Below are 11,247 nucleotides of genomic sequence, written 5' to 3' on the forward strand. Positions count from 1 at the left end.
ATGAAGGTCTTAACGAAGCGCGTGGCAGTTTCACGTTGCGGCAAACCAGGTCTGAACTGCCTGTCCGGGGAATGGAAAAACACTTGAAGAAGCAAGACCCGATCGGATTGTCCCCCGTGGAAATCCAGCCATTGCATGAAATCGTTTATGAGCGGTTGCGGCACGCGCTTATGTCTGGCCAGCTTGAACCCGGTCGCAAGCTGACATCGCGCAAGCTGGCCAAAGAGCTTGGAACCAGCGACATGCCTGTGCGCTCTGCCTTGCTGCGTTTGCAGGCGTTGCATGCGTTGGACCAGTTGCCCAACGGATCAATGGTTCTGCCTGCCATGACCCGCGAACGGTTTGACGATCTGATGATGACGCGGCTGATCTGCGAACCCGCCGCCACGCGCCGCGCCGTCGCGGCTCTGGACCGCGGCGGGTTGCTGAAGCTGCGTCAGGTTGCGGTTGCGCTGACCGCCGCTGCCGAGGATCAGGATATCGACGCCTATCTGCTGCACAATCACGACTTCAAATTCGGGATCTACACAGCCTGCGGTTCACCGTCACTGTTGTTCCTGATCGAAACGCTCTGGCTTCAGGTCGGGCCGTTCCTGCGCCAGTTCAGCGGCCAGTTCGACAATGACCTGCGCGGGATTTTGGAACTTGATTATCATGATGAGATTGTCAAACGTCTTGAAGACCGCGACGGGGAGGGGGCGGCCGAACTTCTGGCGCGCGACATCCGCGAAGGGCATGCCTATCTGATGGAAAACGCACGGTTCGAATAGCGTCGGGCGTATCTGTCCCGGGCTGAACACTGGTCGGGACAGTGCCCATATCTTTGATGAGCCCATGTGCGAATAATGTGGGCCATAGGCGTGCCGTGCCCGCCAAAGCATGGTCACTCCAATTGAAATCACGTCAACCAGCAGGCACCGGGCAAGGCCCGGCCCGCAACGTTGTGGGACGGGTGCTTTGTGCGTGGTCCAAAATGTGATCGCAGATTCGTTCCGCAAGTTCTGCAGGCATCGTCCCACATTTGCGCTGAAAATAACGACTTTTCCATAAAATGTATAGCATTTATCATTAAGACATCTAATTTACTTGATTGCGATCGCAATATTTTGTATCTCTTTCTCAAGAAATGACCGGAGGTGAAAGATGCGCCTGGACAAGGCTTATATCGGCGGCGGGTGGCGCAACACCGAGGTTGTGGCAGAGCATGACATCATCAATCCCGCCACCGGCGCATCGATCGGCACCTTGGCCCTGAGTGGTGCGGCGGACGGCGCGCGTGCTGTCGTTGCGGCCCGCGAAGCGTTCGACGCATGGGCCGAAACCCCTGTGGCGGAACGCAAGGCGGTGCTGGAACGTGTCCTTGCCTGCTATGAGGCGCGCAAGGATGATCTGGCCGCCGCCATGACCACAGAGATGGGTGCGCCGGCAACAATGTCGGCTGCGGCGCAATACGGGGCAGGGCGCGGCCATCTGGCTGATTTCATCAACGCGATTGACAAGGTTCACTGGCTCAGCACACCTGATGTGGGCGACGGCACCGACCGGATCGCGATGGAGCCCATGGGCGTCGCGGTTCTGATTACCCCCTGGAACTGGCCGATGAACCAGATCACCCTGAAGGTGGGTGCGGCGCTGGCGGCGGGCTGTACGATGGTGCTTAAACCATCCGAACTTGCCCCCCTTTCGGCGCAGATATTCGCCGAAATCATGGATGCGGCCAAGGTTCCGGCTGGCGTGTTCAATATGGTCTTCGGCACCGGCCCGGATCTGGGCGAGGCTTTGGTACGCCACCCTGATGTGGCCACCGTGTCGCTGACCGGGTCCACCCGCGCGGGCGCTGCTGTCACCCATGCTGCCGCCGATGATATAAAGCGTGTCAGTCTGGAACTGGGCGGCAAGGGCGCGTGCCTTGTCTTTGCTGACGCCGATCCGGTTGCCGCCGGCCGGGAGACGGCGATTTCCATGTTTCGGAACACGGGCCAGTCCTGCAATGCACCGTCGCGCATGCTGGTGGAACGCAGCGTCTATGATCAGGTCGTGGCAGCTGTGGCGGATGTGGCGCGTGGCCTTGTTACGGGCGATCCCGCCGATCCGGCGACCGAGATGGGCCCGCTTGCCAACCGCGCGCAGTTCGAGCGCGTCAAGGAATTTCTTGCCAAAGGCAAGCAGGAGGCGCGCCTTGTCACTGGTGGCGGCGCATCTGAGGATGGCGGTTTCTTCATTGAGCCGACTGTGTTCGCCGATGTGACCAACGACATGACCATTGCGCGCAAGGAAATTTTTGGCCCGGTCCTGTCCGTCATTCCTTTCGACACCGAAGCGGAGGCTATCGCGATAGCCAATGACAGCCCCTATGGCCTTGCCGCCTATCTGTGGACGCGTGATGGCGACCGGGCACGGCGGCTGGCGCGCAAGCTGCGCAGTGGCATGGTCCGGCTGAATGGCACCGATGTTCCGTTCGGTGCGCCCTTCGGCGGCTTTGGTCAGTCCGGGATCGGCCGCGAAGGGGGTGTCTGGGGCATTGAGGAATTTCTGGAGGTTAAGGTCATCAGCGGCTGGCCAGATATGGCGTGATTGCGGCTGAGAGAACGGGACAATGAACACCGGCCCCGCGGTGCTGGTCGGATATATGGACGCAGGTATTGGTATCTTTCGGCGCAGGTCTTTGAAACAACGTAGGAAAAGCGACATGCATTATCTGCACACCATGGTCCGTGTCACCGACATAGACGCATCGCTGAATTTCTACTGCACCTTGTTGGGTCTGCGCGAAACAGACCGGATCGTCAGCGAAGAAGGCCGCTACACCAATGTATTTCTGCGCGCCGAAGGGGATATGGACAGCGGGTGCGACGGGCCGGAACTGGAGCTGACCTTTAACTGGCATCCCGAGGATTACACAGTCGGTCGCGGATTCGGGCATCTGTGCTTTGCGGTGGATGATATCTATGACACGTGCCAGCGTCTTAGCGATGGCGGCGTCACTATCAACCGCCCGCCGCGCGATGGTGTCATGGCCTTTGTGCGCTCTCCTGACGGGATTTCTATAGAGCTTATCCAGACCGGCGAAAGACTGCCCCCGCGCGAACCCTGGGCGTCGATGCCCAACACGGGCAGTTGGTGACGATCATGGCGGATCTTTTCAAACTCAGCGCCTTCGATCTGGTCGCAAAACTCAAATCCGGCGCGGTGGCCCCCACACAGGCCGTCGAAGCGGCGTTTGACCGGATTGCAGCGGTGGAAGATGACATCAGGGCATTGCCAACGCTGTGCAAGGATCGTGCCCTTGCCGCCGCCAGGCAGATAGAGGCAAGCGGCGATGCCCGCAAACATGACCCGACCTGGCTGGCGGGATTGCCCATTGCCGTCAAGGATCTGAACGATGTGGCCGGGGTGCGCACGACCTATGGATCGCCGATATTTGCCAACCATGTGCCGGACCGTTCCGACTATATGGTCGAGCGGCTGGAAGCCAATGGTGCGATCGTGATTGGCAAGTCGAACACGCCTGAATTCGGCGCGGGCGGCAATACGTTCAATCAGGTGTTCCCGCCCACTGTGACGCCCTGGGACACGCGGATGACGGCCAGCGGGTCATCGGGTGGGGCGGCTGCGGCACTGGCTGCGGGCGAGGTCTGGATGGCGACGGGATCAGATTACGGGGGTTCCCTGCGCACTCCGGCGGCATTTTGCGGAATTGTTGGCCTGCGCCCGTCGCCGGGCCGGGTGGCGAACGGGCCGAACCCGTTTCCTTTTGATACGATCGCGGTCGAGGGGCCGATGGCGCGCAATGTGCGCGACGTGGCGCTGATGCTTGACGCGATGGCGGGTATCCATCCCGGCGATCCCCTGTCCCTGCCAGCCCCCGCGCTGCCCTTTGCCGATGCCGCGCGGCCCGATGACCGCCCGCGCCGTGTTGCCTATAGCCGGGATCTGGGTGTTTCGCCGGTTCATAAGGACGTGGCGGATGCCTGCGACAGGGCGGTTGAACAGCTTGCCAGCGCAGGCTGGGAAATCACCGAGGATATTCCCGACTTCTCGAAGGCGATGGAGACATTCCACGCCATTCGCGCCGCGTATTTCGCCGCAGGCAAGTCCGAACTTGTGGCCGCGCACCGGGATATGTGGAAGCCTGACAATATCTGGAACACCGAACGCGGCCTAACCCAGTCCGGCATGGTTCTGGCAGAGGCGGAGCGCCAGCGCGGCATCCTGTTTCAGGCGATGGTTGCCTTCTTCGAAACGCATGATCTGTTGCTTGCGCCCTGCACCTGCATGCCGCCCTTCCCGGTCGGGATCAGCAGCCCCAGTGAACTGAACGGCTATATCTTCAAGGACTACATGGATTGGCTGCAACTGACCGCGATGCTGTCGATCACCTCCTGCCCGATCCTGTCGCTGCCTGTCGGGCTGACACCAGAGGGGCTGCCGGTCGGAATGCAGGTCTGCGGTCCGCCGCGTGGCGACCGTGGCGTAATCGCCGCCGCATTTCAGATGGAAAAGCTACTCGGACTGGCAGGATCGGTCCCGATTGATCCGCGTAAATTCTAACCCGTGCTGGACATGATGTCATGAAAACTACGACGCAACCGAACGACACTCAGCACGTTTTCACGGGCCTCCGACATATGGCGGCAGGTCAGTTCCACAGCCGCATCGACATCGCCGCGGCAAACCGCATCGACGATGGCGCGGTGATCGTCGCGCGCGGCGGCAAAGCTGTTCAGATTGGTGACATCCAGCCAGACATAGGCCTGGCACCGGTCCAGCACGCCGTCCAGCAAGCTGCACAGCAAGCTGTTGCCGCTGTGCCGCGCGATGATGCGGTGCAGGTCGATCCCGATCTGCATCTCGCGCAGGTCATCCTGCATCGTGCGGTCCGGCAGGGCGGCCAGCCGGTCGCATTCGTCAATGATCGCGCGCAGTTCTGCGCGTCCGGCGTCGTCAATTGCCTTCGTGGCCAGCTTCGTAGCCTCTGCTTCCAGCACGTCGCGAACGTCATACGCTTCGTTCACGGTGTCGATGTCGATGCGCATGACCGAATAGCCGTTGCGCGGGCGGGGCAGAACAAAACCGTCATGTTCAAGGCGGCTCAGCGCTTCTCGAACCGGTGTGCGGCTTACCTCAAGACGGTTCGCCAGATCTGCCTCGGAAACCCGCGATCCGGGCGACAGTTGCCCGGTTATGATCAGCATCTTGATCGCCTCATAGGTCGTCTGTCGCAGGTTGCTGCGGTGCGAGTTGTTCATCGGGCAATTTCTCTGCGGGTATTGAAAGAAGAAAGGCCTAACCCAGGACAATGCAGTTGACAAGTCCAACGTCGACAGAAAGTGTATACAAAAAAGAATGCAAACAACAGGAGGAGTGGCGCAGGCTGGCTTTTGTCCCGGCGTCCGAACTGAATGAACGCAGATCTTATCATTACCGGTGCATCCGCACTGACCATGGACCCCCAGAACCCCAAAGCAGCGGCGGTTGCCATTGCTGACGGGCGTATCATCGAGGTCGGAACGGATAATGCCGTCATGGCCCATGCCGGACCTGACACACGCATCGTCAAGGCAAATGGCGCGACATTGCTGCCGGGTTTCATAGAGGCGCATATGCATCTTTTCGGTGGCGGGGCGTCGCTGAAGCACCTGCTGCTGACGGGAACCAAGGGCTTTGACGCCATCTGCGAAAAGGTTCAGGCCCATGCAAAGGCCCATCCCGATGCCAAGGTGATTTATGTGCAGGGTGTCGATTACGACATGCTCGATGGTCAGTCCTTTGACCGCCATATTCTGGACCGGATGATTGCGGACCGCCCGCTTGCCTTTGTCGCCTTCGATTTCCATACCATGTGGGCCAATACGCGCCTGCTGGAAGACGTCGGGTTGCTGAAGGGCAAGCAACTCGGGCCGGGCAATGAGATTGTTATGGGCGATGACGGGCTTGCCACCGGCGAGCTGCGCGAAGTCGAGGCGTTTGGCCCGGTAGACATTTATGCTGGTGAACAGCGCAGCGGTCTGGGTCTGGCCACAGGCGGCGAACCCGACCCGGCCCCCACAGAGCAGGAGCGCGCCAGGGACAAGGCCGATATTATGGCCGGCCTGAAATGGTGCGCCAGACATGGCATCACTTCGATCCACAACATGGACGGCAATCTTTACACGCTCGATCTGCTGAAAGAGATCGAGGCAGATGGCAATCTGATCTGCCGGGTCAAGGTGCCCTTCCATTTCAAGAATTTCATGGGCCTTGAGATGCTGAACAAGGCATCAATGATGCATGAAACCTATCAGGGCGACTGGGTGAATTCCGGGATGGTCAAATGCTTCTGTGACGGTGTCATGGAAGGGTTCACAGGCTATCTGGTTGAGGATTACGCCGACAGGCCCGGCTATCACGGAGAGCCGCTTTTCACCGAAGAACAGATGACCGCAATGATGGTCGAAGCCGATCGCCGCGGGTTGCAGATTGCGGTGCATTCCTGTGGTGATGGCGCTGTCCGGCAGGTTCTGAACGGCTATGAAGCCGCGCAAAAGGCCAATGGTGCCCGCGATGCGCGCCACCGGGTCGAACATATCGAACTGATTCAGGAAAGCGATATTGCGCGTTTCAAGGAACTTGGCGCGATCGCGTCCATGCAACCGCCGCATCCGCCGGGTGCAATGGATTTTCCTGTCGAACCGGCCAAGACGCGGATCGGGCCGGATCGCTGGCATCTGGCCTATGCCTGGCGCCGGATGATCGATGCGGGTGCGCATGTGGTGTTTTCGTCCGATTGGCCAGTGGCGCGGATCGACGTGCTGGCGGGCATCCATGCGGCCCTGACCTGGGAACCGTGGGAGCCGCACCTGCCCAGACAGACCGTCACGCTGCATGAAGCGCTGGCAGGCTACACGATTGAGGGCGCATATGCAGAACACGCAGAAGACCGCAAGGGGCTGATCAAAAAAGGTTATCTGGCCGATTTTGTTCTGCTTTCCGGCGATATCGAAGCGACCCCTGTGACGGATATTCCCGGTCTGACGCCCGTAATGACAATCTGCGGTGGAAAGGTGACACATGAAACCGGAAACTGATTTCAAAACCCCCTCGGTCGCGGCCGAAGGGATCGTCAAGGATTTTGGCACCTTCACGGCGCTGAAGCGGGTTGATCTGACGATTGACCAGAACGAATTTTTCACGCTTCTGGGTCCGTCCGGTTGCGGCAAGACCACGCTGCTGCGGCTGATCGCGGGGTTCGAGGCCCCGACAGAGGGCGAGATCAAGCTGATGGGCGAGAATATCGCCACCTTGCCCCCGTTCAAGCGATCGATCAACACCGTCTTCCAGAACTACGCGCTGTTTCCACATATGACGGTCAGCGAGAATATCGGTTTTGGCCTGAAGATGCTGGGAAAACCCCGCGCCGAGATTGCCGCCCGCGTGGATGAGATGCTGGCGCTGGTCAAGTTGCAGGATTTCGCCAAGCGGCGGACCGGGCAGTTGTCGGGCGGGCAGCAGCAGCGGGTGGCACTGGCCCGCGCCCTTGCGCCTTCGCCACGGGTGCTGTTGCTGGATGAACCGCTTTCAGCGCTGGATTACAAGCTGCGCAAGGAAATGCAGGTCGAACTGAAGCGCCTTCAGACAGAAACCGGCATTACCTTCATCTTCGTGACCCATGATCAGGAAGAAGCCCTGACCATGTCCGACCGCATCGCCGTGATGAGTGCGGGCGAGGTCTTGCAGGTCGGGGATGCCCGCGCAATCTACGACCGGCCGGCAAACCGCTTCGTGGCCGATTTCATCGGCGAGGCCAACTTCCTTGAAGGACGGGTCGAATCCCGCGAGGGCACTCAGCACCGCGTTGCACTGGCGGGTGGGACGCTGGCAGCAACCGGCGATGTGCCGGTTGACCCCGGTGCGGCAGTGACGGTGATGATCCGTCCTGAACATGTGCAGATCGTGGCGGAAAAAACCGAAGGCGGTCTGCCCGCATTGCTGGAACGCACGGTCTTTCTGGGCACCGACACGCATTATTACCTGCGGATGCAGGACGGGGCGGAATTCATTGCGCGCGAACAGAACCGTTCGGCCACAGTTACGCCTTTTGCGCCCGGCGCGAATGTCCACATCATGGTTGATGCGCAATCCACACGTCTGCTGAGGGATTAAGCGATGTCGGTAACCAAAGAGCATTCAGAACGACTTCGCCGCGAGGATGTCCGCCAACGCTGGCTGTTGTCGGTGCCTGCGCTGATAACCATTATCCTGTTCGCCGCCGGGCCATTGCTGGTGGTGCTGCTGTTTTCCTTCATGGAACGTGGGGACTATGGCGGGGTCAAGTTCGGCCAGTTCTCGCTTGAAGGCTGGATCAGTGTTGTCTTCACGAAGGACATTTTCGACGACTCGCTGATTCTGGCCGAAGCCAATCTTTCAATCTTCTGGCGGTCGGTGAAACTGGCATTGCTGACCATGATCGGCGCGCTGCTGGTGGGCTTTCCGACTGCCTATTTCATTGCCAATCGTCCGGCCAGCGACCGCAACCTGTGGCTTTTCCTGATCACCATCCCGTTCTGGACAAACCTGCTGGTGCGCACCTTCGCGATCATGGACCTGATCCGCAACACTGGCCATATCAACCGGACACTGATGTCGCTTGGCGTGATCGATGAACCGATCCAGATGCTGTTCACGGATGGCGCGGTGCTGTTCGGTCTGGTCTATGTCTACCTGCCGCTGATGGTTCTGCCCATCTATGCAAGCCTTGAAAAACTGGATCACCGGCTGGTCGAAGCGGGATATGATCTTTACGCGAACCGGTTCCAGGTGCTGCGCCATGTGGTGCTGCCGGGGTGTAAACCCGGCATCATTGCGGGCTGTATCCTCGTCTTTATTCCCGCCATCGGCGCCTATGTGACACCGCGTGTTCTGGGCGGCGGCAAGAACATGATGATGGGCAATTTCATTGAACAGCAGTTCGGACCGGCCCGCAACTGGCCGCTGGGGTCTGCACTGTCGATTACCCTGCTGATTATCGTGATGGTTCTGCTGATCGCCTATGTCCGTCAGGACGCGAAGAAAGGGGACACCGATGCCCAGTAAGGTCAAATCCTTCAACCTGCGCCGGATGCCCGGTTTCACGCCCATTGCCCTTGCGATTTTCGTGATCCTATATGCGCCCATCGTTTCGCTTGTGGTCTATTCGTTCAATTCGGAATCCTCGGTCGGGGTCTGGGGGGGCTGGTCGCTGCGCTGGTATGTCAGCGCATGGAACAACGAGGCGATTCAGCGCGCGACGCTGAATTCGATCCAGATCGCGATCATCTCTGGTGCGGCGGCAACGGTGATGGCGCTGATGGCGGCGCTGGCGATGACGCGCACGCGCCCCTATCGCGGCCTGACCACCAAATATGCGCTGTTGAACCAACCGCTGATGGTGCCCGAAATCGTGACCGGCGTGGCGCTGCTGATCGTCTTTGCACGGATCAAGGTCTGGACCGGTTACACTGGCCCTGCCTATATCTTCCTGGCGCATACTGCTTTTTGCATTCCCTTCGCCTATCTGCCGATCCGCGCGCGGCTGATCGGGATGGATCTGACCTATGAGCGTGCGGCCGCCGATCTGTATGCGCCGCCCTGGGCCACGTTCCGCTATGTCACCCTGCCGCTGCTGGCCCCCGGGGCTTTGGCCGGGTTCCTGCTGGCCTTCGCAATCTCGCTCGACAATGTGGTGATTTCCGAATTCGTCAAATCCGGCGGGCAGGACACGTTGCCCACCTACATGCTTGGCCAGTTGCGGCGCGACATGACGCCAGAGGTCAACGCAGCGGCGACGGTGTTGCTGGTTATCAGCATTCTGGCCGTTTCCGTCTTCTTCGTTTTCAACCGCAAGAAGAACTGAACCAACAACAAAAAAACCCAACCACCAACAAGGAGGACATTTGATGTTCAGGAAACTTACAATTACGACGGCGATGGCTTGCGCCGGTTTCGCAGGGGCCGCCCATGCGGCGGGGGAGCTGAATATCTATAACTGGGGTAACTATACCAGCCCCGAACTGATTGCGAAATTCTCTGAACAATATGACGTCCGGGTTACAGTGACCGATTATGACAGCAACGACACCGCGCTGGCGCGGGTGCGTGCGGGTGGTTCCGGCTTTGACCTTGTGAACCCTTCGGCCAATTTCATCCCGATCTGGATCAACGAAGGACTGGTCGAGCAGACCAATGTGTCCGAGATGGAGAATTTCCAATACGTCAAGGAAGAATGGCGCGATCCGCCTTGGGATCCGGGCCGCAAATACTCCGCGCCATGGCTATGGGGCACCGGTGGACCAGTGGTTGCCACGAACTATTATGATGGCGACATCAACACCAGCGCCATCTGGTTGGACCCGCCCGAGGAACTGCATGGCAAGATCAACGTCGCCCCCGAAATGAACGACGTTCTGTATGCTGCGATCCGCTATATGGGTGGCGAGTGGTGCTCGGATGACCGGGACCTGATGCGGGCTGTTCTTGACCAGCTTCTGCATGCCAAGCAGTACTGGATTTCGATGGAATACGGTCTGGACAAGATGGATACCCGCGACTGGTATGCGTCTTATTACTGGAACGGTGCCGCATACCGCGCCCGCCGCGTGAACGCCGATGTCCAATGGGGCTTTCCGAAAGAAGGTTTTCACATCTTCATGGAAAGCATGATGGTGCTGGCGGATGCGCCGAACCCGGAAAATGCCAGACTGTTCCAGAACTTCATCATGGCACCGGAAAATGCCGCGTTGATTTCGAACTTCGCAAGCTATCAGAACGCGATCGAAGGTTCGGAAGAGTTCATGGACCCGGATCTGGCCGACGCGCCAGAGCTGAACATCCCCGAAGAGCTGGCACATGCGGGGGGCTGGCAGGATATCTGTTCACCCGAAGTGAACGAGCTCTACACCCGCGTCTGGACACAGGTGCTTCGCTAAACCAGCGTCATCGCCCCGCTGCTTAGCAACGGGGCGTTTCCCTTCGAATGAGAGAGAGACGGAAGTCCATGAACTGGCAACATGAGAAATATATGGCATTCGCAGTTTTCGCGGATGCATTGGCCAGTACCCCGCCGGACAATCGGCCTGGCCATTCGGGGTATTGCCATGCGTGATCTGCAATCACCGGGCCGTTCGCCGGTCAGGACCACCGGGGCAATGGCGGCGACTTCGCACCCGCTGGCCACCCTTGCCGCGCTGGATATTCTGCGCGCAGGCGGCAATGCCATGGATGCCGCAATCT

Annotated in this window: 10 protein-coding genes; 9 read left to right on the forward strand and 1 reads right to left on the reverse strand. The window is 59.4% G+C overall.

Annotation, left to right across the window (positions count from 1 at the left end):
- The first annotated feature begins 83 nt into the window (after positions 1-83).
- From PUT78_RS17675 to PUT78_RS17690, 4 genes are all read left to right on the forward strand, one after another.
- Positions 84-770 (forward strand): GntR family transcriptional regulator, encoded by a 687-nt coding sequence (locus PUT78_RS17675; RefSeq protein ID WP_274353600.1) that lies wholly within the window; start codon positions 84-86, stop codon positions 768-770.
- A gap of 373 nt (positions 771-1,143) precedes the next feature.
- Complete coding sequence (locus PUT78_RS17680; protein WP_274353601.1) at positions 1,144-2,574, forward strand: aldehyde dehydrogenase family protein; 1,431 nt, start codon at positions 1,144-1,146, stop codon at positions 2,572-2,574.
- A 115-nt stretch (positions 2,575-2,689) separates the two neighbouring features.
- The gene (locus PUT78_RS17685; protein ID WP_274353602.1) at positions 2,690-3,124 is read left to right on the forward strand and encodes a VOC family protein; all 435 of its coding nucleotides are present in this window, start codon (positions 2,690-2,692) and stop codon (positions 3,122-3,124) included.
- A gap of 5 nt (positions 3,125-3,129) precedes the next feature.
- The gene (locus PUT78_RS17690) at positions 3,130-4,551 is read left to right on the forward strand and encodes an amidase (RefSeq protein WP_274353603.1); all 1,422 of its coding nucleotides are present in this window, start codon (positions 3,130-3,132) and stop codon (positions 4,549-4,551) included.
- On the opposite strand, the gene PUT78_RS17695 is transcribed toward PUT78_RS17690, so the two are convergent.
- A complete protein-coding gene (locus PUT78_RS17695; protein ID WP_274353604.1) occupies positions 4,548-5,249 on the reverse strand; it encodes a GntR family transcriptional regulator in 702 nt (233 codons plus the stop codon). The genes PUT78_RS17690 and PUT78_RS17695 overlap by 4 nt on opposite strands.
- Positions 5,250-5,402: 153 nt before the next feature.
- Between PUT78_RS17695 and PUT78_RS17700 the strand changes: the two genes are divergently transcribed.
- From PUT78_RS17700 to PUT78_RS17720, 5 genes are read left to right on the forward strand one after another with little or no spacing between them, the layout of a single operon-like run.
- Positions 5,403-7,067, forward strand: a complete 1,665-nt coding sequence (locus tag PUT78_RS17700; RefSeq protein WP_274353605.1) for an amidohydrolase — start codon at positions 5,403-5,405, stop codon at positions 7,065-7,067.
- A complete protein-coding gene (locus tag PUT78_RS17705; RefSeq protein ID WP_274353606.1) occupies positions 7,051-8,142 on the forward strand; it encodes an ABC transporter ATP-binding protein in 1,092 nt (363 codons plus the stop codon). The genes PUT78_RS17700 and PUT78_RS17705 overlap by 17 nt, the downstream gene beginning before the upstream one ends.
- A gap of 3 nt (positions 8,143-8,145) precedes the next feature.
- Positions 8,146-9,072 (forward strand): ABC transporter permease, encoded by a 927-nt coding sequence (locus PUT78_RS17710; RefSeq protein ID WP_274353607.1) that lies wholly within the window; start codon positions 8,146-8,148, stop codon positions 9,070-9,072.
- On the forward strand, positions 9,062-9,871 hold the full coding sequence (locus PUT78_RS17715) for an ABC transporter permease (RefSeq protein WP_274353608.1): 810 nt from the start codon (positions 9,062-9,064) through the stop codon (positions 9,869-9,871). The genes PUT78_RS17710 and PUT78_RS17715 overlap by 11 nt, the downstream gene beginning before the upstream one ends.
- A 43-nt stretch (positions 9,872-9,914) precedes the next feature.
- On the forward strand, positions 9,915-10,943 hold the full coding sequence (locus PUT78_RS17720; RefSeq protein ID WP_274353609.1) for an extracellular solute-binding protein: 1,029 nt from the start codon (positions 9,915-9,917) through the stop codon (positions 10,941-10,943).
- Positions 10,944-11,247: the final 304 nt, after the last annotated feature.

This window comes from Roseinatronobacter alkalisoli, from assembly GCF_028745735.1.
Lineage (GTDB): Bacteria > Pseudomonadota > Alphaproteobacteria > Rhodobacterales > Rhodobacteraceae > Roseinatronobacter > Roseinatronobacter alkalisoli.

What these genes read in the sequence shown, in the direction of transcription:
- PUT78_RS17680 (WP_274353601.1), top strand. Translation starts at nt 1,144, where the DNA reads ATGCGCCTGGACAAGGCTTATATCGGCGGCGGGTGGCGCAACACCGAG.
- PUT78_RS17685 (WP_274353602.1), top strand. Translation starts at nt 2,690, where the DNA reads ATGCATTATCTGCACACCATGGTCCGTGTCACCGACATAGACGCATCG.
- PUT78_RS17690 (WP_274353603.1), top strand. Translation starts at nt 3,130, where the DNA reads ATGGCGGATCTTTTCAAACTCAGCGCCTTCGATCTGGTCGCAAAACTC.
- PUT78_RS17695 (WP_274353604.1), bottom strand. Translation starts at nt 5,249, where the DNA reads ATGAACAACTCGCACCGCAGCAACCTGCGACAGACGACCTATGAGGCG.
- PUT78_RS17700 (WP_274353605.1), top strand. Translation starts at nt 5,403, where the DNA reads ATGAACGCAGATCTTATCATTACCGGTGCATCCGCACTGACCATGGAC.
- PUT78_RS17705 (WP_274353606.1), top strand. Translation starts at nt 7,051, where the DNA reads ATGAAACCGGAAACTGATTTCAAAACCCCCTCGGTCGCGGCCGAAGGG.
- PUT78_RS17710 (WP_274353607.1), top strand. Translation starts at nt 8,146, where the DNA reads ATGTCGGTAACCAAAGAGCATTCAGAACGACTTCGCCGCGAGGATGTC.
- PUT78_RS17715 (WP_274353608.1), top strand. Translation starts at nt 9,062, where the DNA reads ATGCCCAGTAAGGTCAAATCCTTCAACCTGCGCCGGATGCCCGGTTTC.
- PUT78_RS17720 (WP_274353609.1), top strand. Translation starts at nt 9,915, where the DNA reads ATGTTCAGGAAACTTACAATTACGACGGCGATGGCTTGCGCCGGTTTC.